The sequence below is a fragment of the Curtobacterium uvaldense genome (assembly GCF_028307415.1).
Classification (GTDB): Bacteria; Actinomycetota; Actinomycetes; order Actinomycetales; family Microbacteriaceae; genus Curtobacterium.
Window position 1 is genome coordinate 1 of the sequence record NZ_JAQMHU010000034.1, and the last position, 23,034, is coordinate 23,034.

23 protein-coding genes are annotated in these 23,034 nt (G+C 71.6%); 9 read left to right on the top strand and 14 right to left on the bottom strand.

From position 1 onward, the window contains the following. Positions 1 to 66: 66 nt before the first annotated feature. Positions 67 to 492, bottom strand: coding sequence for a DUF3151 domain-containing protein (locus PIJ49_RS14905; protein WP_209676372.1), 426 nt, complete (start codon positions 490 to 492; stop codon positions 67 to 69). Between the two features lie 311 nt (positions 493 to 803). Here PIJ49_RS14905 and PIJ49_RS14910 point away from each other — a divergent pair, with 311 nt between their 5' ends. Then, a complete protein-coding gene (locus PIJ49_RS14910; RefSeq protein WP_271826946.1) occupies positions 804 to 2,378 on the top strand; it encodes an ABC-F family ATP-binding cassette domain-containing protein in 1,575 nt (524 codons plus the stop codon). 26 nt (positions 2,379 to 2,404) lie between these two features. On the opposite strand, the gene PIJ49_RS14915 is transcribed toward PIJ49_RS14910, so the two are convergent. The 3 genes from PIJ49_RS14915 to PIJ49_RS14925 form a co-directional block, all read right to left on the bottom strand. Then, positions 2,405 to 3,106 carry an SDR family oxidoreductase gene (locus tag PIJ49_RS14915; RefSeq protein ID WP_271826947.1) on the bottom strand — a complete coding sequence of 234 codons (702 nt, stop codon included), beginning with the start codon at positions 3,104 to 3,106 and terminating at the stop codon, positions 2,405 to 2,407. A gap of 93 nt (positions 3,107 to 3,199) precedes the next feature. Then, positions 3,200 to 4,261, bottom strand: a complete 1,062-nt coding sequence (locus PIJ49_RS14920) for a YihY/virulence factor BrkB family protein (protein WP_271826948.1) — start codon at positions 4,259 to 4,261, stop codon at positions 3,200 to 3,202. 3 nt (positions 4,262 to 4,264) lie between these two features. Then, positions 4,265 to 4,786 (bottom strand): hypothetical protein, encoded by a 522-nt coding sequence (locus PIJ49_RS14925; protein ID WP_271826949.1) that lies wholly within the window; start codon positions 4,784 to 4,786, stop codon positions 4,265 to 4,267. A 63-nt stretch (positions 4,787 to 4,849) separates the two neighbouring features. On the opposite strand from PIJ49_RS14925, the gene PIJ49_RS14930 reads away from it, so the two are divergent. Beyond that, on the top strand, positions 4,850 to 5,590 hold the full coding sequence (locus PIJ49_RS14930) for an MBL fold metallo-hydrolase (RefSeq protein WP_271826950.1): 741 nt from the start codon (positions 4,850 to 4,852) through the stop codon (positions 5,588 to 5,590). Positions 5,591 to 5,876: 286 nt separating this feature from the next. Here PIJ49_RS14930 and PIJ49_RS14935 read toward each other — a convergent pair whose 3' ends face one another. The 7 genes from PIJ49_RS14935 to PIJ49_RS14965 all read right to left on the bottom strand — a co-directional run bounded on the left by PIJ49_RS14935 (position 5,877) and on the right by PIJ49_RS14965 (position 12,435). Further along, on the bottom strand, positions 5,877 to 6,920 hold the full coding sequence (locus tag PIJ49_RS14935) for a Gfo/Idh/MocA family protein (protein ID WP_271826951.1): 1,044 nt from the start codon (positions 6,918 to 6,920) through the stop codon (positions 5,877 to 5,879). Positions 6,921 to 7,034: 114 nt separating this feature from the next. Continuing rightward, the gene (locus PIJ49_RS14940) at positions 7,035 to 7,961 is read right to left on the bottom strand and encodes a prenyltransferase (RefSeq protein ID WP_144411207.1); all 927 of its coding nucleotides are present in this window, start codon (positions 7,959 to 7,961) and stop codon (positions 7,035 to 7,037) included. Further along, complete coding sequence (locus tag PIJ49_RS14945; protein ID WP_271826952.1) at positions 7,958 to 8,443, bottom strand: lycopene cyclase domain-containing protein; 486 nt, start codon at positions 8,441 to 8,443, stop codon at positions 7,958 to 7,960. Before PIJ49_RS14945 ends, PIJ49_RS14940 begins: the two co-directional genes overlap by 4 nt. Continuing rightward, entirely contained in the window at positions 8,440 to 8,802 is a 363-nt protein-coding gene (locus PIJ49_RS14950) for a lycopene cyclase domain-containing protein (protein WP_271826953.1), read from the bottom strand. Before PIJ49_RS14950 ends, PIJ49_RS14945 begins: the two co-directional genes overlap by 4 nt. Then, on the bottom strand, positions 8,802 to 10,466 hold the full coding sequence (crtI, locus tag PIJ49_RS14955; RefSeq protein ID WP_271826954.1) for a phytoene desaturase family protein: 1,665 nt from the start codon (positions 10,464 to 10,466) through the stop codon (positions 8,802 to 8,804). Before crtI ends, PIJ49_RS14950 begins: the two co-directional genes overlap by 1 nt. Then, a complete protein-coding gene (locus PIJ49_RS14960) occupies positions 10,463 to 11,380 on the bottom strand; it encodes a phytoene/squalene synthase family protein (RefSeq protein WP_209684186.1) in 918 nt (305 codons plus the stop codon). Before PIJ49_RS14960 ends, crtI begins: the two co-directional genes overlap by 4 nt. Continuing rightward, a complete protein-coding gene (locus PIJ49_RS14965) occupies positions 11,377 to 12,435 on the bottom strand; it encodes a polyprenyl synthetase family protein (RefSeq protein WP_271826955.1) in 1,059 nt (352 codons plus the stop codon). Before PIJ49_RS14965 ends, PIJ49_RS14960 begins: the two co-directional genes overlap by 4 nt. 21 nt (positions 12,436 to 12,456) lie before the next feature. On the opposite strand from PIJ49_RS14965, the gene idi reads away from it, so the two are divergent. The 6 genes from idi (at position 12,457) to PIJ49_RS14995 (ending at position 19,887) form a co-directional block, all read left to right on the top strand. Then, positions 12,457 to 12,999, top strand: coding sequence for an isopentenyl-diphosphate Delta-isomerase (gene idi / locus PIJ49_RS14970; protein ID WP_271826956.1), 543 nt, complete (start codon positions 12,457 to 12,459; stop codon positions 12,997 to 12,999). A 257-nt stretch (positions 13,000 to 13,256) separates the two neighbouring features. After that, positions 13,257 to 14,342, top strand: coding sequence for a magnesium and cobalt transport protein CorA (locus PIJ49_RS14975; RefSeq protein WP_271826957.1), 1,086 nt, complete (start codon positions 13,257 to 13,259; stop codon positions 14,340 to 14,342). 104 nt (positions 14,343 to 14,446) lie between these two features. Beyond that, positions 14,447 to 15,466, top strand: a complete 1,020-nt coding sequence (locus PIJ49_RS14980) for a LacI family DNA-binding transcriptional regulator (protein ID WP_066651865.1) — start codon at positions 14,447 to 14,449, stop codon at positions 15,464 to 15,466. A gap of 407 nt (positions 15,467 to 15,873) precedes the next feature. Beyond that, complete coding sequence (mmsA, locus tag PIJ49_RS14985; RefSeq protein ID WP_209676583.1) at positions 15,874 to 17,397, top strand: multiple monosaccharide ABC transporter ATP-binding protein; 1,524 nt, start codon at positions 15,874 to 15,876, stop codon at positions 17,395 to 17,397. Then, entirely contained in the window at positions 17,394 to 18,686 is a 1,293-nt protein-coding gene (gene mmsB / locus PIJ49_RS14990) for a multiple monosaccharide ABC transporter permease (protein WP_209684191.1), read from the top strand. The genes mmsA and mmsB overlap by 4 nt, the downstream gene beginning before the upstream one ends. A gap of 85 nt (positions 18,687 to 18,771) precedes the next feature. Beyond that, positions 18,772 to 19,887 (top strand): substrate-binding domain-containing protein, encoded by a 1,116-nt coding sequence (locus PIJ49_RS14995; protein WP_066651861.1) that lies wholly within the window; start codon positions 18,772 to 18,774, stop codon positions 19,885 to 19,887. A gap of 270 nt (positions 19,888 to 20,157) precedes the next feature. Here PIJ49_RS14995 and PIJ49_RS15000 read toward each other — a convergent pair whose 3' ends face one another. The 3 genes from PIJ49_RS15000 to dcd all read right to left on the bottom strand — a co-directional run bounded on the left by PIJ49_RS15000 (position 20,158) and on the right by dcd (position 21,747). After that, a complete protein-coding gene (locus PIJ49_RS15000; RefSeq protein WP_271826958.1) occupies positions 20,158 to 20,556 on the bottom strand; it encodes a HepT-like ribonuclease domain-containing protein in 399 nt (132 codons plus the stop codon). Then, positions 20,553 to 21,062, bottom strand: coding sequence for an XRE family transcriptional regulator (locus PIJ49_RS15005; protein WP_271826959.1), 510 nt, complete (start codon positions 21,060 to 21,062; stop codon positions 20,553 to 20,555). Before PIJ49_RS15005 ends, PIJ49_RS15000 begins: the two co-directional genes overlap by 4 nt. 97 nt (positions 21,063 to 21,159) lie before the next feature. Continuing rightward, positions 21,160 to 21,747, bottom strand: a complete 588-nt coding sequence (dcd, locus tag PIJ49_RS15010) for a dCTP deaminase (protein WP_209684193.1) — start codon at positions 21,745 to 21,747, stop codon at positions 21,160 to 21,162. 102 nt (positions 21,748 to 21,849) lie between these two features. On the opposite strand from dcd, the gene PIJ49_RS15015 reads away from it, so the two are divergent. Further along, the gene (locus PIJ49_RS15015; RefSeq protein ID WP_271826960.1) at positions 21,850 to 22,965 is read left to right on the top strand and encodes a GNAT family N-acetyltransferase; all 1,116 of its coding nucleotides are present in this window, start codon (positions 21,850 to 21,852) and stop codon (positions 22,963 to 22,965) included. Positions 22,966 to 23,034 lie beyond the last annotated feature (69 nt).

Below are 23,034 nucleotides of genomic sequence, written 5' to 3' on the forward strand. Positions count from 1 at the left end.
GGGCGGCCCGCAGCGCGGGGGCGCGGGGGGGCGCCGCAGCCGCGACGCCGCCGCGCCGCGCCCGAGCTACTCCCCTGCGGTGAGGGCGCGGAGCGCCTCGGGGTCCGACGCGTCGAGGAACTCCGTCAGGCGCTCGGGCTCGCCCGGCTCCTCGATCGCGGACGCCGCGCGGCGCAGGGCGAAGAGCGCCCGGAGCACGCCGCGGTTCGGCTCGTGCGACCACGGCACCGGCCCGGCACCGCGCCACCCCGCCTTCCGCAGGGCGTCGAGACCGCGGTGGTACCCGACGCGGGCGTAGGCGTAGGACTCGAGGGTCGCGCCGCGCGCCCAGGCCTCGTCGGCGAGGAGCGCCCACGCCAGGCTCGAGGACGGGTGCGACACGACGACGCTCGACACCGGGGCGTCGGCGGCGAGCGCGGCGGTCACCTCGGGCTCCTCCGGCAGCAGGGTCGCGGGGTTCGCGGTCGGGTTCGGCAGCAGGTTCTCCGGCATGCCCCCAGCCTGTCACCTCTTGCCGAGGAGCGGCGTCCGCCCTACGGTGGGTGACACCTCGTCGTCGCGCGGGGCCACCGGGGCGGGAGACCGACCGGCAGCACGGGTGGCGGACACGGGGGTCCCCGACGGAACGAGCAGCCTTGCAGTCGATCACCGGTACCGCGCAGTCCTCGCGCTGACACCGTGATCGTCGCGCCCCGTCGGGCGCCCTGGTCGTCGCGCCCCCTCGGGCGCGCCCGTGTGCCGACCCCTCCGGTCGCCGCGGGGCCGGTGTCGTGCGCCCAGCTCACGATCCGGGAGGCACCACCATGCCCGCAACACCGTCCGTCGTCCTGCACGACCTCACCTTCACCTGGCCCGACGGCACCGTCGCGCTCGACCACCTCACCGCCGCCTTCGGCCGCGGACGCACCGGCCTGGTCGGGAGGAACGGCGCCGGCAAGTCCACGCTGGTCCGGCTCGTCACGGGCCGGCTCCAGCCCACGTCCGGCTCGGTCAGCACGACCGGTCCGGTGGACCACCTGCCCCAGCGGCTGCACGCCCGCCCCGGGGACACCGTGGCGGACCTGCTCGGGATCCGCACGACGCTGACGGCGCTCCGAGCCGTCCTGGACGGCGACGCCTCGGCTGCACACCTCGACGCGGTCGGCGACGACTGGGACGTCGAGGAGCGTGCCGCCGCAGCGGTCGCGGACGTCCCCGGGCTCGACGGCGACGACCTCGACCGACCCGTCACGACCCTCTCGGGCGGGCAGGCCGTCCTGGCGGCCGTGGCCGGCATCCGCCTGCGGGGACGACCGATCGCACTGCTCGACGAGCCGACGAACAACCTCGACCGGCGGGCCCGCGCGGCCCTGCTCGACCTGGTCGACGGCTGGCGCGGCACCCTCGTCGTCGTCGGTCACGACCGGGAGCTGCTGGAGCACGTCGACGAGACCGTGGAGCTCCGGAGCGGCTCGGCGACGGTGTTCGGCGGGACGTTCAGCGCGTACGAGGAACACCTCGCCGTGCAGCAGGCAGCCGTCGCCCGCGAGGTCCGCGTCGCCGAGCAACGGCACCGCGCGGAGAAGCGGCAGCGCATCGAGGCCGAGACGACGATCGCGCGCCGGGCGAGGGCGGGCGAGAAGGCGGGCCGCTCGATGCCGAAGATCCTGGCGAACGAGCAGCGGAAGAAGGCGCAGGAGACCGCTGGTCGGCTCCGGACGGCGCACGGTTCGGCGGAGGCGCAGGCCCTGTCGGCGGTCCGGGAGGCCGAACTGCGCCTGCGCGACGACGAGCCCCTGCACGTGGCGCTCCCAGACCCGGACGTGCCGGCGTCACGGCGCATCGCGACGATCACCGTGCGCGGGCGGGACACCGTCGTGCAGGGCCCGGAACGCCTCGCCGTGACGGGCGACAACGGCGTCGGCAAGACGACGTTGCTCGACCAGCTCGTCGGGAGCCCCACCGCACGGGACCACCCGGTCCCGGACACCGCGGCGGTGCCGCACGTCGACCGGATCGGGTACCTCGCGCAGCGTCGGGACGGACTCGACGACGACGCCACCGTGCTCGAGAACGTCCGGCGGGACGCCCCGCACGTACCCGACGGGGAGCTCCGGAACCGACTCGCGCGTCTGCTCGTCCGCGGCGACACGGTGGACCGGCCCGTCCGCTCGCTGTCGGGCGGGGAGCGCTTCCGGGTGGCGCTGGCCGCGCTGGTGCTCGCAGACCCGCCGCCGCAGCTCCTGGTGCTCGACGAGCCGACGAACGACCTCGACCTGACGAGCGTCGACCAGCTCGTGGCGGCGCTCCGGGCGTACCGCGGCGCCCTCGTCGTGACCAGTCACGACGAGACCTTCCTCGAGCGGCTCGACCTGACGGGTCGGATCGCGTTGCGGTAGCCCTTCCGCGCCGGCCCGGCCGGCGGCTACCGCTTCCGGGTCGGCCGGATCGCGACCGACTCGATCGTGCCGCGCTCCGGCAGGTCGACGACGGTCCGGACGGCCGCGGCGACGTCCTCGGGCGCCAGGTAGTAGGCGGTGTCGTAGTCCTCGCCGAGCTTCTCGGTCAGGGCGCGCTGCATGTCGGAGTCGGTGCGGCCCGGGTGCACGCTCGACACCCGCACGCCGTTCGCCCGCTCCTCCTCGCGCAGCGCGTCCGCGAAGGCCCGGAGCGCGAACTTCGACGCCGCGTACACACCGCCGCCGGGACCTGCGGAGAACCCCGAGCCGCTGTTGATCGGCACGACGATGCCCCGCGCGGCCCGGAGCGCGGGGAGCGCCAGCCGGGTCAGTTCGGCGACCGCGAAGACGTTGGTGGCGAACACCTGCTCCCACGCGTCGCGCGAGGTGTCCGCGATGCGGGTGCCCTGCTCGACCCCGGCGCTGTGCACCAGGACGTCGAGCGACGCCGGCAGGTCCGGCACGTCGCCCGCGCCGAGGTCGCCGACGAACGGTGACGCACTCGGCAGCTCGGCCACGAGCGCGGCGACCGCGTCGGCGGAGCGGCCGCCCACCAGGACGTGGTGGGTGCGGCCGAGCTCCAGCGCGATCGCGCGGCCGATGCCGCGGGTCGCCCCGGTGACGAGTGCGGTCGGACGGTCAGCGGAGGCGGGAGCGGTGTCGGTCATGCGTCCCACCCTACGGAGCGGGCGTGGCGGACCGGCACCGCGCCTCCCGGCTGTGGAGGGCGGTGCCGGCCGCAGCCGCTGTGCAGGAGCCGGTCAGTCCTTCGAGCGCCCGGCGCTCTCGCGGATCCTGATGCCCTCGAGCACGTCCTTGGCGTGCTGCTCGTCCTGCTTCTCGATCTGGCGGGTGTCGCGCTCGGGGAGCTGGATGTCCTCCTCGGCCCGGATGCCGGCCTGCAGCTGACGGCCGCGCTCGAGCTCCGCGTCGAACTCCGCACCGAAGAGCAGCGCGTTGTTCGTGATCCAGATCCAGAGCAGGAAGACGATGACACCACCGAGGGAGCCGTACGTCGCGTTGTAGTTCGAGAAGTTGCCGACGTAGAAGCCGAAGCCGACGCTCGCGATGATCCAGATCGTGATGCCGACCAGCGCGCCGCCGCTCACCCACTTGAACTTGGACTGGCGGATGTTCGGGGCCCAGTAGTACAGCACCGCGACGACGACGATCATGATCGCGAGCAGGATCGGCCACTGCACGATCGAGACCACGAGCGCTGCGGCGTCGCCGAGGCCGATGACGTCGCCGAACGCCCGGGCCAGCGGTCCGGAGACGAGCACGAGGAGCCCCAGCACGAGCAGCACGACGGTGAACACCGTGACGCCGAGCATGGTCGGTCGGAGCTTCCAGATCGGCCGGCCTTCACGGACGTTGTAGATGCGGTTCATCGCACGGCCGAAGGCACCGACGTAGCCGGAGGCCGACCACAGCGCACCGAGCACACCGACGATGAACGTGATCGGCGCCGCAGGCGAACGGACGAGCCCCTCGACCGGGTCACGCAGGAGGTCGGCGACCTGCCCACCACCGACGTTCGTGACGACGTCGAGCAGGGTGTCGATCGTGTCCCGTGGGTTCGAGACCAGGCCGAGGATCGACACGATCGCCAGCAGACCGGGGAAGAGCGCGAGCACCGTGTAGTAGGTCAGGCTGGCGGCCAGGTCGGTGCACTGGTCGCTGGTGAACTCGCGGAGCGTCTTCTTCAGCGTGTACGTGAACGACGGCTTCGTGAGGTCCGTCGGGCTGTCCGGCTTCCGGGGGTCGTCCGGTGCCGGCTTGTGCTGCATCTCCTGCTGGAGGGTCTTGTCCTTGTGCGCCATGGTCTAGCCCTTCGCCTTCGCGAGGGCCTTCGCCGCCGCCTTCGACCGCGCGGCGGCCTGCTTCCGGTTCTTCGTCGCGCGGCGCTGGACCGCGGCGATGCCGGCCCGCTGCTTCACGCGGTTCTTGTGCACCGGGTCGCGTTCGAGCGACTCCTCGGCCGCCTTGCGCCCGGCCTTCCGTCCCTTCCGGCCGCCGCGTGCCTGGTCGGCGTCGAGTTCACCGCGCGCGCCGAAGGGCAGGAGTGCGGTGAACGCGGTCGACACCGCCGGACGGTCGAGGTGCCCGGCGTCGGTCCGCCCGATGCGGGTGCCGAGGACGATCGCCGCGATGCCGGTCGCCGCGGTGACGCCCATCGCGATGAGCGGCGTCGGGTCGCGGTGCCAGCGCTGCCGGGCCTTCGCGAGCGCCAGCCGGGTGCGCGCGGGCACGTCGGAGCGCCGCCGGATCTCGCTCACGCTGTCCGTCAGGCGTTCGCGGGTCCGCACGTTCGCGAGCTCCAGCTCGGGGATGCTGTCCTTGGCCATGCTTCGTGCCTACCAGGCGGTCCCCGGCATCGCACCGAGCGACCGCGGTCTACGGTGCAGCCCATGCTCTTCCGGGACGTCGCCGAGGGGATCCACCGCCTCGAGATCGCACACACCAACACGTACCTCGTCGAGACGGGCGACCGCCTGCTCGTCGTCGACGCGGGGCTGCCCGCCGCGTGGCCGCACCTGCTGCTCGCCGTCCACGACCTCGGGTACACGCCCGCTCGGGTCGAGGCGCTGCTGCTCACGCACGGGCACTTCGACCACGTCGGCACCGCCGCCAGGATGCACCGCGAGTGGGGCACGCCCGTCTTCGTGCACCCGGGCGACCGCGACCTGGCGGCTCACCCGTACTCGTACCGGCCGCAGACGAACCGCTTCGGCTTCGTCGCGGTGCACCCCGGCGGACTCGCACCGCTCGGTCGGATGCTGCTTGCCGGTGCGGCGACGGTGGACGGGATCGCGGAGACGCAGCCGCTGGTGTCCCGCGCCGACGTCCCCGGCAACCCGTGGATCATCGAGACGCCCGGGCACACGGACGGGCACGTCGCGCTGCACTTCGCCGACCGCGACGCGCTGATCGTGGGCGACGCCCTGGTCACCTTCGACCCCTACACCGGTGGGATCGGGCCGCGGGTGGTCGCGCCGGCCGCGACGGCGGACGTCGACGAGGCCGTCGCGTCGCTCGGTCGGCTCGAGGACACCGAGGCCCGGCACGTGCTGCCCGGGCACGGCCCCGCGTTCTCGCGGGGCGTGCGCGCCGCGGTCGCGCAGGCCAGGAGGGTGGCCGGCGCCGCGTAGCGCCGGGCCCGAGACCCGGGCCTGGCGACGGCCCTCGCACGCACGCGCACGAGGACCGTCGCGCAGCGCGAGTCCCGCGGCAGTGGTGCCGGGCGGACGTCGGACGGGAGGCGCGCGGCGGCCCCGCCCCGCGCCTCCCGTCCGTCGTGACGTGCGTCCCCGCGCACCCGTTCCTTCCCGGAACGGTTGCGATGGCTGGTGAGAACGGGCGTACCTGGTCGAACGGATCGACCAGGTACGCCCGGATCGACCAGGTACGCCCGGAACCACCCGAGCCCGCGACGCCCTACTCGGGCAGGACCACGTCCTCGGGGCGGCCGGAGGCTGCCGAGCGACCAGCGGCCTCCATCAGCGCCAGGCTCCGCAGGTTGTCCCGGCCGCTCGTCTCGGGAGCCGGGCCGCCCTCGACGGACCGGGCGAAGGCCTGCAGCCCGCCCTGCCGGTCGGTGTGCTCGAGCGTCGGGAGGTCGACGGCCTCGGCCTCGGCGTCCTGGTCGGCCCGCAGCGTCACGCGGTCCCCGGCGATCTCGCTCGGCGATCCGTCGCGGCTCGTGAACCAGATCTCGCCGTCCTCGCCCTGGATGCTCCACTCCCCCGCCCACGCGGTCCGCGGAGCACGCGAGAGCCAGCTGCCGCGGTAGCTCACGACGAGACCGTCCTCGAGCTCGATGATCATCGACGTGACGGCCTCGTCCTGGTACTTGCTGTGGCTCGGGTACGACGCGCGGGCGTACACGCGGACCGCCTCGAGCCCGGTGATCATCCGGAGCAGGTCGAAGTGGTGGATCGCCATGTCGTTGATCATCGGGTGCGGGAACCGGTAGTGCGGGTAGGTCTCGACGGGCTGGTCGTTGTCCCACTGCCGGAAGTCGATGCTGATCGCGGACAGCTCGCCGAGCTCCTTCGCCGCGAGCAGCTCCTTGACCGCGCGGGGCGCCGGGTACCAGCGGTAGTTCTGGCTGACCTGCAGCACGAGCCCGAGCTCCTCGGCCCGACGGACCGCTGTGAGCGCCTCGTCGGTGGAGTTCGCGAACGGCTTCTCGACCAGGACGTGCTTGCCGGCCTCGAGGGCCTCGAGCGCGAGCGGCACGTGCGTGACGGCCGGTGCGGTGATGACGACGGCGTCGGCTTCGACCCCGGCGAGCGCCTCGGCGAGCGAGGCGAAGGCGGCGGATGCCGGCAGGTCGAGGTCCTCGCGCACGGCGTCCAGCGTCGCGGGGACCGGGTCGACGAGCCCGACCACCTCCACTTCGGTGACCTGCGGGATGGCGGTGCGGGCCCAGTTGCCGCCCCACCCTCCGAGACCGACGTGGATGATGCGGACCGTCATGCGTGCACTCCTTCGTGACCGGCGCGCCACGACTCCCGCGGCGCGTGCGTCCAGTCTGTCAGGCCGACGACGAGTGTCGTGCAGCCGCACCCACCGCCCGCGCAGCAGCCTGCGTCAGTGCGTCCAGGCGTAGCCGATGAGGGCCATCGTGACGATGAACCCCGCCAGGTAGTTGATCCAGAGGAACCGCTTCCATCCCGCGTTCGCCGCCTCGGCCCCGGCGTCGGTGATGTTCCACCACGGCAGCACGTTGAGCGCGTACGGCACGACGACGATCGCCGCGATCGGCCCCGGGAAGTCCGAGAACAGCAGCGCGACGCCGGCCACGAGGTACGCCACGAACGCCAGCCGGACCGTCGCCCGGGCGCCGATCACCGTCGCGACGGAGCCGATGCCGCCGGCCCGGTCGGCCAGCACGTCCTGCACGGCGCCGAACGCGTGCGAGGCCACACCCCACAGGAAGAACGCCACGCAGACGGCGACGAGTGCCCCGGTCCAGTGCGGCCCGGCGAGCGCCAGCCCGTAGACCGCCGGTGAGACGAAGTGCGTCGACGACGTCAGCGAGTCGAGGAACGGCTTCTCCTTGAAGCGCAGTCCCGGAGCCGAGTACGCGATCACCGCGAAGACGCTGATCGCGAGCACGAGCCACGACCACGGCCCGTTGCCGCTCAGCGCGCCGAGCACCACGAGTGCGACGAGGAACGGGACGTTCGTGACGACGACCGCCCACAGCGTGGTGCGGTGGACGCTCTTGTCCAGCAGCGCGCCCTCGACCCCGCCCTTCCGGGGGTTCCGCAGGTCGGACTCGTAGTCGAAGACGTCGTTGATGCCGTACATCGCCAGGTTGTACGGCACGAGGAAGTACACGACCCCGACGAGGAACGCGACGAGCGAGAAGCCGCCGCCACCGTCGACGCCGACCCCGCTGCCGAGCAGGTACGCGGCGCCGAAGGGGTAGGCGGTGTTCACCCAGCTGATCGGTCGCGACGACACGAACAGGGCGCGCGCGGTCGACGGTCTGGAGGCACTGCTCACGGTCACGGGGTCTCCTCCGGTCGACGGGGTGGCTGGGTCGGCGTTCCGACCGTACCGGTCCCGCGTCCCGCCCCGCGGACGGTGGGGTGCGCGGACGACCGGGCCCGCGGCCGCTCGAGCAGGACCCAGCAGCTCGGCAGCAGCAGGGCGGCACCGAGCGAGTAGGCCAGGTCCTCGACCGGGAACAGCCCGACCCGGGCGCCGGAGACCAGCGCGTCGTCGTACGCGACGATGCCGAGCCCCACGATCACGTTGTTGAAGACGCCGGTCATCAGGAGCAGGACGACGCCGGCCGCCACAGCGCTGACGACACCGCCCACACCGACCCACCGGCGACCGGCCCGCCCACGACCGGCCTGTCCGCGACCGGCCTGTCCGCGATCGGCTCCGCGGCGACGGGCCGACACGACTCCGGCCGCCACGGCGACGAGGGCCGCGAAGGCCAGGAACGGCACCGCGAGCAGGGCGTACGTCGCCGTGCCGGTCACGAGCGTCGCTCCTCGTCGGTCCCGGCCCGGGACCCGGCACGGTCGAGCCGCCGGGCCACGACCGGACGCAGGGCACCGAACAGGTCCATCGTCGTCCAGCAGAGCAGCACGAGGAAGAAGACCTCCTCGAGCGGGACCTCGGGCGCGAGCAGCACGCCGGTCAGCAGGTCGCCCTGCCCGATGAAGAAGATGCCGAGGTGCACGCCCGCGATGTCCCACACGAGGAAGAACACGAGCCCGATCACCATCACCGCGGCGGCACGCAGGGGGCTGCGCCAGAAGAACAGCCGGTACCGGGCGTCGAGCACCGCGATGCCGGCGATCGACACCACGAGTCCGGCGAGGTACGCCCCCGGCATCAGCCCGCGGTCCGGGCGGACCCCGCCGTCGACGACCCGGCGGGCCCCGACGTCGGTGCCGGCAGCGGCGTCGGCAGCGGTTCGGTCGACGTGTCGCCGTGGATGCGCTTGAGCAGCACCTCGGCGCTGATCAGGCACATCGGCAGGCCGATGCCCGGGGTGGTCGAGGCGCCCGCGTAGTAGAGGCCGTCCACCTTGCGGGAGACGTTCGCCTCGCGGAAGAACGCACTCTGCGCCAGCGTGTGCGCCGGCCCGAGCATCGACCCGCTCCACGCGTTGTAGTCGTCGGCGAAGTCCTGCGGGCCGATCGTGCGGCGCACGCGGATGCGGTCGCGCAGGTCGGGCACGCCGGAGCGCTCCGCGATGACGTCGATCGCGCGGTCGGCGATGCGCTCGACCTCGGCGTCGCCGGCACCGTCGATGCCGCCCTTCCCGATGGACAGGTCGGCGGGCAGCGGCACCAGGACGAACAGGTTGCTCGAGCCCTCGGGCGCGACGGTGTCGTCGGTGAGCGAGGGCGCGCAGACGTAGATCGACGCCGGGTCCGGCACGTGTCGGTCCTTGCCGAAGATCGCGCCGAAGTTGGCCTCCCAGTCGGCGGTGAAGACCAGCGTGTGGTGCAGCAGCCCGGGCACGGGACCGTCGACGCCGAGGTAGACGAGGACGGCGCTCGGCCCCGGGTCGCGCTTCCGCCAGTGCGGCTCCGGGTACGTCCGGTGCTCCGCGTCGAGCAGGTGCAGCTCGGTGTGGTGCAGGTCGGCGGCGCTCACCACGAGGTCGGCGGGCACGGTGTGCTCCGCACCGGAGGCATCGCGGTGCACGACGCCCGTCACGTGCCCGTCCTCGACGACGATCCGCTCGACGGTCGCACCCGTGGTGATCTCGGCACCCTCGCGACGGGCGACGCGCTCGACCGCGGCGATGACCTCGGTGATGCCGCCCTTCGGGTAGAGCACCCCGTCGGCCAGGTCGAGGTGGCTCATGAGGTGGTACATGCTCGGCGCGGCGTACGGGCTGGTGCCGAGGAACACCGCCGGGTACCCGAGGACCTGCCAGAGCCGGCGGTCCCGCACGGCCTTCGCGGCGAACGACGACAGCGGCTGCAGCAGGAGCCGGGCGAGCTTCGGCAGACGACGGAGGACGTCCGGGGCGGCGAGCTTCGTCAGGTCCTGGAAGGTCGTGTAGAGGAAGCGACGGACGGCCATCGCGTAGGTGTCCTCGGCGGAGTCGAGGTACTTCCGCAGCCGCGCACCGGCACCGGGCTCGATCGACTCGAAGAGCGCGATGTTCGCCTCGCGGTCCGCGCGCAGGTCGATCGGTTCGTCGTCGCCCTCGCTGTAGACGCGGTAGCCCGGGTCGAGCTGCACGAGGTCCATCTCGGCGTCGGCGGTGGTGCCGAGCAGCCGGAAGAAGTGGTCGAACACCTCGGGCATGAGGTACCAGGACGGCCCGGTGTCGAACCGGAAGCCGTCCCGCTCCCACGACCCGGCGCGGCCGCCGAGCTGGTCGCGCTGCTCGAGCACGGTGACGGCGTAGCCGTCGCGGGCGAGCAGCGCGGCGGACGCGAGTCCGCTGATGCCGCCGCCGACGATCACGGCACGTCGGGCCGGCACCGCGCGCCGCGACGCGGGGGTGGACGGACGGGAGGCACGGGACGGGGTCATGCACGGCCTCCAGACCGGTGGTGGGCTGCGCGGGACGACAGCGGGGCGCGGCCGGCGAGCACGCGCGCGGCGAGCTGCGCCTTCACCGGGTTCGGCACGCGCACCCGCGTCGTCACCAGGCGGTCCGCCGGGCACGCGGCGATCCGGTCGTTGAGCTCCTGGAACAGCGCGTGCGCGAGGCCGACGGCCTTGCGCGCGTCGACGGGGAGCAGCGGCACCGTCAGCGCGGCACGGTCGAGGTCGGCCTGCACGTCGGCGACCAGGCGGTCCTTGGTGGCCTCGTCGAACGTGCGGACGTCGACCCCCGGGAAGTACGAGCGGCCGAGCACCTCGAAGTCGGCGTGCAGGTCGCGGAGGAAGTTCACCTTCTGGAAGGCCGCCCCGAGCGCGCGGGCACCGTCGACGAGCACGGCGTCGTCGAAGGTCGGCCGACCGGCCCGGTAGACGAACGCGCGGAGGCACATCAGCCCGACGACCTCGGCGGAGCCGTACACGTACCGGTCGAACGACTCCTGGTCGTGCTCGGTCCGCTCGAGGTCCATGCGCATCGACGCGAAGAACGGCTTCGTGAGCTCCGGCCCGAAGCCCGTCGTGCGGGCGGTGCGGGCGAAGGCGTGCACGACCGGGTTCACCGAGAAGCCCAGTGCCATCGCACGCTCGGTGTCGGCCTCGAGCTCGTCGAGCACGGTGCGCGCCAGGTCGTGGTCGAGTCCGGCCTCGGTCGCGGGACCGTCGACGACCTCGTCGGCCACGCGGACCAGGGCGTACACGTTGCGGATGTGCTCGCGGGTGTCCCGGGTGAGGAGCCGGCTCGCCAGGCCGAACGAGGTCGAGTAACGCTCGATGACGACCCCGGAGGCAGCCTCGGCCGTCGCGTCGTACAGGGGCAGACGCGGTGGTGCGGTCTGGGTCACCGCACGCGCTCCAGCAGTTCGGACACCAGGTGCTCCAGTCGTTCGGCGAGCTCGTAGGGCAGGGCCGCGAGCTCGGCTCGGGCGAGGGCGGCGTGCTCGGCGATCCGGGACTCGGCCGCCGCCTTCGCGCCGCAGGTCTCCAGGGTCGCACGGAGCTCGGCCGCGCGGTCCTCGCCGAGGTCGGGGTCACCGAGGTAGGGCGCGATGTCGTCCCAGCAGTCGGTGGTCGCGGCGTAGGCGATGAGCATGGTGCGCTTGCCCTCGCGCAGGTCGCCGAGCACGGACTTGCCGGTCACGGTCTCGTCGCCGTAGACCCCGAGCAGGTCGTCGACGATCTGGTAGGCGATGCCGATCTCGCGACCGAAGGCACCGAGGGCGGCCACGACGGACTCGTCCGCGCCGGCGAGCACGGCACCGGACTGCAGCGGCGCCTCGAACGAGTAGACGCTCGTCTTCGCCCGCTCCATGGCCAGGACCTCGTCGACGGAGGGCATGACGCCCAGCGCGAGGTCGACGTCGGTCATCTCGCCCGCCGCACTCGCGAAGACCGCGTCGTCGAGGATCTCGAGCAGCCGGGCACGACGGTCGTCGACGACACCGGACGCCTCGACGAAGCGTGCGGCGGCGACGAGGGCGAGGTCCCCCGCGATGACGGCGGCGCTCACCCCCCGGTGCTCGGCGGTGGGCAGCGCGAGACCACCGGTGGTGCCGGTGTCGCGGAAGGACCCGGCGACGTTCGGCTCCCCGCGGCGCGACCAGTCGCGGTCGATGACGTCGTCGTGCACGACGAGCGCGGTGTGCAGCAGCTCGTACGCGGCGGCGACGTTCGCGGCGGCGTGGGCATCCGTGCCGCCGAGCCCGGCGTACGCGGTGAGGACCATGCGGGGGCGGAAGCGCTTGCCGCCCATGCTCGCTCGACGGAGCACCCGCCAGAGTTCCTCGGACGGTCTGCCGAACCGACGCGCACGGGCCGACGACACCGCGAAGAAGCGTTCGATGCAGTCGTCGACCAGTGCGAGGTCGATCTGCGCCACGGTGGCCGCTTCCTCGCTCATTGGCCTAACCTATCGGGGCAGATGAACACTTTCCCGGAATCCGTCGTCCTGCTCGCCGAAGACCGCACTCCCATCGGCACCGCCGAGAAGTTCGCGGTGCACACCGAGGACACCCCGCTCCACCTCGCCTTCTCGTGCCACGTGCGGAACGCCGAGGGCAAGGTCCTCGTGACCCGTCGCGCCCTGTCGAAGAAGACCTGGCCGGGGGTGTGGACGAACACGTTCTGCGGGCACCCCGGACCGCACGAGGCGTTCGAGGACGCCGTCGCCCGCCGCGCCTCCCGCGAACTCGGCATCACCGTGCGCGACGTCGAGCTCGTGCTGCCCGACTTCCGGTACCGCGCGGTCGACGCCTCGGGCATCGTCGAGAACGAGGTCTGCCCGGTGTTCCGCGCCGTGACCGACGACGTCCCGGCCCCCGCGGACGACGAGGTCGCCGAGTACGCCTGGCTCTCCGAGGACGAACTGCGGGCATCGGTCGCCGCGGCACCGTTCGCCTGGAGCCCCTGGCTCGGGTGGCAGCTCACGGAGCTCGAGCAGCAGGGACTGCGCGTCACCCGCTGAGCGATCGCTCACTCGACGCACGTCCACCCTCCGGGTAACGTGGCCCGCTGGTCGCGCCCTGGCGACCGCGGACGACGAGAAGGGCAGGTGAGGCGCGATGTCGGGTGACCATCCTCGATCGGGCCGGACGACCGCCCCGGTCGTCACCGTGCCCGTTCGCTGACGCACGCTCCGCACCGGCTCGACCGGTGCCCGTGCTCGCCCTGCTCCGTCGCGGAGCATCGCGCCTGCCTGCTCCCGAGCACGAGGAGCACGACATGGCACGCATCGACGACGCCGTCTACGTCGCAGGACGTCGCATCGGCGGTCCAGCGACCCTGCCCCGGGCCACGGACACCGACCCGGTCACCACCACGGCGACGGCCGCGGACGGCACGCTCGCCTGGATCGGCCTGCTGCGCCCCGACGACGCCGAGCTCGAGGCCGTCGCCGCCGAGTTCGACCTGCACGAGAACGCCGTCGAGGACGCCCGCAAGGGACACCAGCGCGCCAAGCTCGAGCGGTACGGCGACACGCTCTTCCTGGTGCTCCGACCCGCCTGGCACCGCGCCGACACGAACGAGGTGGAGTTCGGCGAGGTGCACCTCTTCGTCGGTCGGCGGTTCGTGGTGACCGTGCGGCACGCCGAGGAGCCCGACCTCGCCGCCGTCCGCTGCCGGGTCGAGGCCGACCCGGCGTTCCTCGCCACGGGGTCCGAAGCCGTCACCGCCGCCGTGCTCGACGAGATCGTCGACGGCTACGCACCGGTCGTCGAGGTCATCCAGGACCAGGTCGACGCCATCGAGGACCAGCTGTTCGCGGGCCAGGTCGACCCCGGCGTCTCGAAGCGCATCTACCAGCTGCTCAGCGAGGTGCTCGGGTTCCAGCGCGCCACGGCCCCGGTGCCGGCGATGGTGCGCGGGCTGCTCCGGGGCGCCGACAAGTACGGCGTCGACGACGAGGTGCAGCACCGCCTGCGCAACGTGCTCGACCACGCCCTCCGCGTGACGGAGCGGGTGGACTCGTTCCGGGCGCTGCTCGAGAACGCCCTCACGCTGCACTCGACCCTCGTGACGCAGGAGCAGAACGAGGCGATGCGGCGGATGACGAGCGCCTCCCTGGCGCAGGGCGAGGAGAGCCGGCAGCTCGCCCGGGCCGCGCACCGCCAGGGCGAGGAGGTCAAGAAGATCTCGTCCTGGGCGGCCATCCTCTTCGCCCCGGGGCTCATCGCCGGCGTCTACGGCATGAACTTCGACCACATGCCGGAGCTGCACTGGCGGTACGGCTACCCGGTCGCGATCGTGGCGATGCTCGCCCTGGCGGGGATCCTGTGGCTGGTGTTCCGGAAGCGCAACTGGCTCTGAGACGGGTACGGCTGGCGTGCAGCGCGGGGACGTGCATAATGATCTGGCTCGGAATGTGAACGTGCACATCGAGGTGCCACGGCCCCGAGCAGGAGAGAGCAACGATGGCGTCACCGCGGACACAGCAACCGCGCTCGCCCAGCATCCGTGACGTCGCGCGGGTCGCCGGCGTCTCGCACCAGACGGTGTCGCGCGTGCTCAACAACTCGGACGCCATCCGCGCCGAGACCAAGGACCGCGTGCTCGCCGCGATGGAGCAGCTGCAGTACCGGCCGAACCGCGCCGCGCGCGCCCTGGTCACCAGTCGGACGCACACCATCGGCGTGCTCACCGCGCAGCGCTCCCACTACGGACCGGCCGCGACGATGCAGGCGATCGAGGACGCCGCCGTCACGCGCGGCTACTCGGTGACGACCGCGAACATCGCGGCGGCCACCGACGAGGCGGTCCGGGACGGCCTCGGGCACCTGCTCGACCAGGACGTCGAGGGGATCATCGTCATCGCGCCGCAGCAGCGCGTGTTCGACCTCATCGAGGAGCTCGGGATGCGGACGCCCTACGTGGCGCTCCGCACGAGCGGCGGGGACGAGCGCTCGACGCTCTTCATCGACCAGATGGAGGGCGCCCGGCTGGCGACCGCGCACCTGCTCGACCTCGGCCACGAGTACGTCCGGCACATCGCCGGGCCGCAGGACTGGATCGAGGCCGAGGCCCGCATGCAGGGGTTCCTGCGCGAGATGTCCGACCGGGACATGCCCGTCGTGCCGCCGATCCTGGGCGACTGGACCGCGGACTTCGGCTACCACGCGGGCCGCGAGCTCCTGCGGTACCGGGACTGCACGGCGATCTTCTGCTCGAACGACGCGATGGCGCTCGGGGTCATGCACGCGGCGCGGTCCTACGGGCTCGACGTCCCGGGTGACCTGTCCGTGGTCGGCTACGACGACATCCCCGAGGCGAAGCACCTCTGGCCGCCGCTGACCACGGTGGAGGTCGACTTCCCCGAGCTCGGTCGGCGCTGCGTCGAACTGCTCCTGCCGTCCGAGGGGCACACGCTCCGTCCGGTCGACCTCGTGCCGCAGCTCGTGGTGCGCGGATCGACGGGCGCACCCCGGCGCCGCTGACGCGACCACGCGTCGGCCTGGAGGCCCGTGGCAGCCCCGCCCCGCGCCTCCCGTCCGCCCTGCGTGACGCCCGACCACCCCACCTCGGGGGGCGTCAGGACGCGGATTCCGCCGGATCACGCGGGCCGTTACGAAAACGCGACCGAACCGAATTGACAGCCGCGACGGGGCTGTGCGTAAATTACCTCCGTTCCGCCGATGTGAACGGTCACATGACCGTCACACCGAGCAGGACACCGGACGCGACAACGAGGTCCACGCAGGCACTCCTGCGCCCTCGATGCCGCACCTCACCATCCGAAGGACTGCCGCACCGCAGCGGCAGAAGGAGATGCACCGTGGCGTCAACCCCACAGGGACCGGACCTGGCCACCAGGTCCGTCACCAGCGCCGAGACCATCCTCGAGATGCGGTCGATCACCAAGGAGTTCCCTGGTGTCAAGGCGCTCTCGGACGTGTCGCTCAGCGTCCGCGCCGGCGAGATCCACGCGATCTGCGGCGAGAACGGCGCCGGCAAGTCCACCCTCATGAAGGTGCTGTCGGGCGTCTACCCGTACGGCACCTACAGCGGCGAGATCGTCTACGAGGGCGACGAGGTCCGCTTCAAGGACATCAAGCAGTCCGAGCAGGCCGGCATCGTCATCATCCACCAGGAGCTCGCGCTCATCCCCGAGCTGTCGATCACCGAGAACCTGTTCCTCGGCAACGAGCCCGGCCGCTTCGGTGTCATCGACTGGACCAGCGCCCAGCTCCGCGCCCAGGACCTGCTCGCCCGCGTCGGCCTCGACGAGGACCCGGACACGCAGATCAAGAACCTCGGTGTCGGCAAGCAGCAGCTCGTCGAGATCGCGAAGGCCCTGCACAAGGACGTCAAGCTCCTCATCCTCGACGAGCCGACCGCAGCCCTGAACGAGAACGACTCGCAGCACCTGCTCGACCTCATCGTCGGGCTGAAGTCCAAGGGCATCGCGAGCATCATCATCAGCCACAAGCTCAACGAGATCGAGCAGATCGCCGACGAGATCACGATCATCCGTGACGGCAAGGCGATCGAGACGCTCAACGTGAAGGGCGACGGCGTCAACGAGGACCGCATCATCCGCGGGATGGTCGGCCGCTCGCTCGAGAGCCGGTTCCCGGACCGCACGCCGAAGATCGGCGAGGTCTTCTTCGAGGTCAAGAACTGGACCGTCCAGCACCCGCAGGACGCCTCGCGCCTGGTCGCGAAGGGCTCGAACTTCCACGTCCGCCGCGGCGAGATCGTCGGCTTCGCGGGCCTGATGGGCGCCGGCCGCACCGAGCTCGCGATGAGCATCTTCGGCCGCTCGTACGGCAACTTCATCGACGGCCAGATCATCAAGGACGGCCGCGAGATCAAGATCGCGAACGTCCAGCAGGCGATCCAGAACGGCCTCGGCTACGTCTCCGAGGACCGCAAGGCCCTCGGTCTGAACCTGCTCGACACGGTGAAGCGCTCCACGGTCGCCGCCGACCTGCCGAAGATCTCGAAGGCCGGTGTCGTCGACTCCCTCGAGGAGTACGACGTCGCCGAGCGCTACCGCAAGATGCTCCGCACCAAGGTGCCGACCGTCGAGGAGAACGTCGGCAAGCTGTCCGGCGGGAACCAGCAGAAGGTCGTCCTGTCCAAGTGGATGTTCACCGACCCGGACCTGCTGATCCTCGACGAGCCCACCCGCGGCATCGACGTCGGCGCGAAGTTCGAGATCTACGGCATCATCCAGCAGCTCGCGGCACAGGGGAAGGGAATCATCCTCATCTCCTCCGAGCTCCCCGAACTCCTCGGCCTCTCCGACCGGATCTACACGATCTTCGAGGGCCAGATCACCGCCGACGTCCCCGCGGACCAGGCCGACCCCGAGACCCTCATGCGCAGCATGACCTCCGCGCGGAAGGGCGCACTGATCTCATGAAGAACCTGAAACTGCTGTTCGGCAAGGGCAACAGCATCGGCCAGTACGGCATGATCATCGCGCTCATCGCGATCCTGATCCTGTTCTCGATCCTGACGAACGGGCTCATCCTCGAGCCGACGAACATCATCAACGTGTTCCTGCAGTACTCCTACATCCTCATCCTGGCGCTGGGGATGGTCATGGTGATCATCGCGGGACACATCGACCTGTCGGTCGGGTCCGTCGCGGCGTTCACCGGCATCATCGTCGCCCAGTCGATGGCGCAGTGGAACTTCCCGGCGTGGGCCGCGATCATCCTCGGCCTCGCCGTGGGTGCAGCCGTCGGTGCCTGGCAGGGCTTCTGGGTGGCGTTCGTGAAGGTCCCGGCCTTCATCGTGACCCTGGCCGGCCAGCTCATCTTCCGCGGTGCGAACCAGATCATCGGCAACTCGACGTCGCAGCCGGTGCCGGACGACTACGCGAAGATCGGCTCGGGCTTCCTGCCCGACTTCGGCCCGGACTTCGGGTTCTCGAACGGCACGCTCATCCTCGGCATCGTCACCTGCCTCGTGCTCGTCTTCCTCGAGTTCCGCGGCCGCCAGCGTCGCAAGAAGATGCAGGCCGAGCTCGTCCCGCTCTGGGTCTCGATCGTCCGCACGGGCATCCTGGTCGCCGTCACCCTCGTCGCGACCTACCTGTTCGCCGCCGGCCCCGCCGGCACGTCGATCCCGATCGTCGCGATCATCCTCGGTGTCCTGACCATCGTCTACGGCTTCCTGACCAAGAACACGATCTTCGGCCGCCAGGTCTACGCGGTCGGTGGCAACGCGAACGCCGCCGTCCTGTCCGGCGTCAGCGCCCGCAAGGTCAACTTCTTCGTCATGATGAACATGTCCGTCCTGGCCGCCGTCGCCGGCATGGTCTTCGTCGGCTACTCGGGTGCCTCGGGCCCCGCGGACGGCACCGGCTGGGAGCTCGACGCGATCGCCGCCGTGTTCGTCGGTGGTGCAGCGGTCGCCGGTGGCATCGGCACGATCTCCGGATCGATCATCGGTGGTCTCGTCATGGCCCTGCTGTCCAACGGTCTGTCGCTGGTGGGCCTCGAGTCCAACCGCGTCCAGATCATCCGCGGTCTCGTCCTGCTCGTCGCCGTCGCCTTCGACGTCTACTCGAAGTCGCAGGGTCGTCCGTCCCTCATCGGCGGGATGTTGAAGCAGTTCCAACGCAAGGACACCGAACAGAACACGGTGGCCGCGCAGCAGCCGCGGACCATCGAGGACCAGCCCGAGAAGGTCAACGTCCAGTAACACGTGGCGGGCGGCCGCTCCGGTGGCCGCCCGCACGATCCCCGCACCACACAGCACCACTCCTCAACGAAGAGAAAGCAATCTCATGCGCAAGAAGCTCATCGCCGGCATCGGCCTGGCACTCGTCGCGGGTCTGGCCCTCAGCGGCTGCTCGGCCCGCGGCAACTCGGACGCCGGCTCGGACTCGTCGGGCGGCGCCTCGAACGTCCAGATCAAGAAGGGCGACCTGATCGGCGTCGCGCTCCCCGCCAAGACCTCGCAGAACTGGGTCCTCGCGGGTGCCGCGTTCGAGAAGTCGATCGAGGACGCCGGCTTCAAGGCCGACATCCAGTACGCCAACGCCGGCAACCCGGTCCCGGACCAGCAGGGCCAGATCCAGTCGATGGTCACCAAGGGCGCGAAGGCGATCATCATCGGTGCCGCCGACGGTTCGCAGCTCGGCACGCAGGTCGCCGCCGCCAAGAAGTCCGGCGCCGTCGTCATCGCCTGGGACCGCAACATCCTGAACACCGACGACGTCGACTACTACGTCGCGTTCAACAACTTCAAGGTCGGCCAGCTGCAGGGCCAGGCCCTGCTCGACGGCATGAAGGCCAAGAAGTCGAGCGGCCCGTACAACATCGAGCTCTTCTCCGGCTCGCCCGACGACGCCAACGCGAAGGTCTTCTTCAACGGCGCCATGGACGTGCTCCAGCCGAAGATCGACGACGGCACCCTCAAGGTCGTCTCGGGTCAGACCTCGTTCTCGAAGACGAACACCCAGGGCTGGCTCGCGCAGAACGCCCAGTCGCGCATGACCGACATCCTGACGAAGTCGTACACGAACACCGAGCTCGACGGCGTCCTGTCGCCGAACGACACCCTGGCCCGCGCCATCCTGACCGCCACCAAGGCTGCTGGTAAGCCGAACCCGGTCGTCACCGGTCAGGACTCCGAGACCGCCTCGATCCCGCTGATCATGCAGGGCGAGCAGTACTCGACCATCTACAAGAACACCACCGAAGAGGCGCAGGCCGCGATCGACCTGGTCTCCGACCTGGCCGACGGCAAGACCCCGAAGACCACCGAGGACAAGAACAACGACAACGGCAAGAAGGTCGTGCCGGCCGTCGAGCTGACCCCGGTCCTGGTCACCAAGGAGAACGCGGTCGAGGCCTACAAGGGCAACGACACCCTCGAGGAGCTCGCCAAGAAGGGCTGATCCCCTCCACGGCAGCACCACAGCACCACAGCACCACAGCACGAGGAAGGCCCCGTCTCGCTCCGGCGAGACGGGGCCTTCCCGCGTCCCGGGACGCCGGCGTCGAGACGCCGGCGTGGCCGCCAGGCGCCGCCACGCCCGCGAGACGCCTCCGGTTCCGGGGGCGTCTCGGTGGCCGCGGTGCGTCTCGCGCAGACGCCCCCGTCTCGCGGGACGGACGGAGCGCCGGACGGGAGGCACGGGGCGCGGCCGCCACGGGCCTCCCGTCCGTCAGCCGGCCGGGTCGGAGGGCTCGCCGTCCGGGTGCGCCGGATCGCCCGGAAGGACGTGGGTCGCACCTGTCACGCGCAGCCGCTCCGCCGCCTCCCGCAGCCGTGGCACGTCGACGCGTGCCGTCCACAGCAGCACCGACGAGGTCACCCCCCGGCGTCGGCCGGTCAACCGGTCCCCCACGCCCGCGAGACGCGCCCACGGGATCTCGGGCTCGGCCGCCGTGAGGACACCGGGCAGGGCCGCGACGACCGCGCCGATCTCGACCAACCGCATCCGGACCGCGTCGAGCACGACGTCCGACGGAGCGGCGTCCGCGACGTAGCGCTCGATCGCCTCGCACGCGCGCACGACCGCGTCGAGCCGTTCGTCCACCTCCGGTCCCGTGGCGTCCGTCACAGCGGGACCGCTGCACGGTGCAGGTCCGACCCGGCGCACAGGGCGTCGAGCACCTCGACGTCGACACCGAGCAGCCGCTCCGCCTCGTCCTGGATCCGCATGAGGGTGAAGATGCCGGCACCGGGCTCGAGGTCCACGAGCAGCCCGACGGACTCGGCTCGCCGCCGGGAGCCGGTGGTGCACAGGACGCGGGGTGCGGCACCGCCGTTGCGCTCCACCGCCGCGATCAGGGCGTCGCGCGCGGCCGCGATGCGATCGACCAGGGGAGGCGGCGCGTCCACCGGGAGCAGGTCGACCGATGCCTCGAACCCCGCAGCACGGACGAGCCGCTGCAGTGCCGCGAGCGACGGTTCCCGCCGACCGTTCTCGTACGTGCTGATCACACTCTGCGTGACCCCGGCGCGAGCGGCGAGCTGCACCTGGGTCAGTCCGGCGCGCAGTCGGGCGTCGCGGATGATCTCGGACGCCACCACCGGCTGCGGCGCACGGGTCGGTGCTTCGGCCATGCAGCAACGATACACAGAGTGCGACATTTCGCCGCGCAGTAGTACATCACCGGTCCTGCGGCGGCCTCCGGGCGGGCGTGATCGGCCCCGTCCGCGGTCAGTCGCGCTGCGAGACGTCCGCGCGGTGGAAGTTCAGCGCCGAGCGCGACGGGGTCGGACCACGCTGGCCCTGGTAGCGCGACTGGTACTCGGCAGAGCCGTACGGCTTCTCCGCCGGGCTCGAGAGCTGGAAGAAGCAGAGCTGCCCGATCTTCATGCCCGGCCAGAGCTTGATCGGCAGCGTCGCGACGTTCGACAGCTCGAGCGTGACGTGGCCCGAGAAGCCCGGGTCGATGAAGCCCGCCGTCGAGTGCGTCAGGAGGCCGAGGCGACCGAGCGAGCTCTTGCCCTCGAGGCGTGCGGCGATGTCGTCCGGCAGCGTCACGACCTCGAACGTCGAACCGAGGACGAACTCCCCCGGGTGCAGCACGAACGCCTCGTCCGGGTCGGTCTCGACGAGACGGGTGAGCTCGGGCTGGTCCTCTGCCGGGTCGATGTGCGGGTACTTGTGGTTGTCGAACAGCCGGAAGTACTTGTCGAGGCGGACGTCGATGCTCGACGGCTGCACGAGCGAGGAGTCGTACGGGTCGAGGCCGATCCGCCCCTCGGCGAGCTGGGCGGTGATGTCGCGGTCGGAGAGCAGCACGCAGCAACCCTAGCGGCAGGGTCCGGCCACCGGTATGCTGCGAGGCTGCCCTGCCGGGCGGCGGACGACGGCCGTCCGACCGGCCGACCACAGGGGGCAACGATGGCCGACCACACCGACACGGTCGACGGGCAGCTCGTCGTCGAGGAACTCGTCGTGCCGGCGACGATGGACGACGATCCGGAGCTGGTGCGGGCGTTCTCGGACTGGCTCGCGGTGTCCGATGCCGCCGAGGTCGCGGTGCACGGGCTGCCCGAACTGCCGTGGACCCCGGCCGAGTACCTGCCGATGTGCCACGAGCCGGGATCGCCGAGCCGCCTGTTCGTCGTGCGCGACGACACCGGCGACGTCGTGGCCGCGGGCTCGTACGACTCGAAGATCGAGCCGGGCACGACGAACTGCTGGCTGTCGGTGGGTGTCCGCCCCGACCGACAACGCCGGGGGTTCGGCACGCTGCTCGCCGACCACCTCGAGCAGCTCGCCCGGACCGAGGGCCGCACGCAGTGGAAGACGTACGCGGTCTCGCGGCAGGTCGGTCCCGGCGACGGGCCCGGGTACCGCCAGGCCCCGACGGGCTCCGGCGCCGTCCCCGAGGACGAGGCGGCGGTGCGCTTCCTGACCGGACGCGGCTGGCGCTTCGGGCAGGTGAACCGCATCAGTCGGCTCGGGCTCCCCGCCGACGTCTCCGTCGTCCGGGAGCTGCACGACCGCGCCGCGACGGCGGCCGGACTGGCCTACCGAGTGCACACGTGGACCGGCGCCACCCCCGAGCGGTGGCTCGACGACCTCGCGCTGCTGCACACCCGGATGAGCACCGACGCGCCGGAGGGCGACATGCAGGAGCCCGAGGACGTCTGGACCGCCGACCGCGTCCGGGAGTCCGAAGAGCAGCTCGCGAGCGGGCCGCACACCATGCTGACCGTCGCCGTCGAACACGTCGAGAGCACCACCCTGGCCGGTTTCAGTCAGCTCAAGGTGCCGGACGATCCCACTCGGGCCGTGATGCAGTGGGACACGCTCGTGCTCCGCGAGCACCGCGGGCACCGACTCGGACGGCTCCTCAAGGTGGTCGGGATCGAGACCGTCGAGCGGGACTTCCCGGGCCGGCCGTCGATCGTCACCTCCAACGCCGAGGAGAACCGGCCGATGCTCGACGTCAACGAGGCGGTCGGGTTCGTCGGGGTCGGCAGCGAGGGCATCTGGGAGCACCGCGACTGACGGCCCATCGAACGTCGGGAGTCGGGAGCGGGACGGTCCCGGACTGGGACCGGGGTGTCAGGCGGGCGA

Coding starts and splice junctions, on each gene's coding strand:
- PIJ49_RS14905 (WP_209676372.1), bottom strand. CDS start 492: ATGCCGGAGAACCTGCTGCCGAACCCGACCGCGAACCCCGCGACCCTG.
- PIJ49_RS14910 (WP_271826946.1), top strand. CDS start 804: ATGCCCGCAACACCGTCCGTCGTCCTGCACGACCTCACCTTCACCTGG.
- PIJ49_RS14915 (WP_271826947.1), bottom strand. CDS start 3,106: ATGACCGACACCGCTCCCGCCTCCGCTGACCGTCCGACCGCACTCGTC.
- PIJ49_RS14920 (WP_271826948.1), bottom strand. CDS start 4,261: ATGGCGCACAAGGACAAGACCCTCCAGCAGGAGATGCAGCACAAGCCG.
- PIJ49_RS14925 (WP_271826949.1), bottom strand. CDS start 4,786: ATGGCCAAGGACAGCATCCCCGAGCTGGAGCTCGCGAACGTGCGGACC.
- PIJ49_RS14930 (WP_271826950.1), top strand. CDS start 4,850: ATGCTCTTCCGGGACGTCGCCGAGGGGATCCACCGCCTCGAGATCGCA.
- PIJ49_RS14935 (WP_271826951.1), bottom strand. CDS start 6,920: ATGACGGTCCGCATCATCCACGTCGGTCTCGGAGGGTGGGGCGGCAAC.
- PIJ49_RS14950 (WP_271826953.1), bottom strand. CDS start 8,802: ATGCCGGGGGCGTACCTCGCCGGACTCGTGGTGTCGATCGCCGGCATC.
- crtI (WP_271826954.1), bottom strand. CDS start 10,466: ATGACCCCGTCCCGTGCCTCCCGTCCGTCCACCCCCGCGTCGCGGCGC.
- PIJ49_RS14965 (WP_271826955.1), bottom strand. CDS start 12,435: ATGAGCGAGGAAGCGGCCACCGTGGCGCAGATCGACCTCGCACTGGTC.
- idi (WP_271826956.1), top strand. CDS start 12,457: ATGAACACTTTCCCGGAATCCGTCGTCCTGCTCGCCGAAGACCGCACT.
- PIJ49_RS14975 (WP_271826957.1), top strand. CDS start 13,257: ATGGCACGCATCGACGACGCCGTCTACGTCGCAGGACGTCGCATCGGC.
- PIJ49_RS14980 (WP_066651865.1), top strand. CDS start 14,447: ATGGCGTCACCGCGGACACAGCAACCGCGCTCGCCCAGCATCCGTGAC.
- mmsA (WP_209676583.1), top strand. CDS start 15,874: ATGCGGTCGATCACCAAGGAGTTCCCTGGTGTCAAGGCGCTCTCGGAC.
- mmsB (WP_209684191.1), top strand. CDS start 17,394: ATGAAGAACCTGAAACTGCTGTTCGGCAAGGGCAACAGCATCGGCCAG.
- PIJ49_RS14995 (WP_066651861.1), top strand. CDS start 18,772: ATGCGCAAGAAGCTCATCGCCGGCATCGGCCTGGCACTCGTCGCGGGT.
- PIJ49_RS15005 (WP_271826959.1), bottom strand. CDS start 21,062: ATGGCCGAAGCACCGACCCGTGCGCCGCAGCCGGTGGTGGCGTCCGAG.
- PIJ49_RS15015 (WP_271826960.1), top strand. CDS start 21,850: ATGGCCGACCACACCGACACGGTCGACGGGCAGCTCGTCGTCGAGGAA.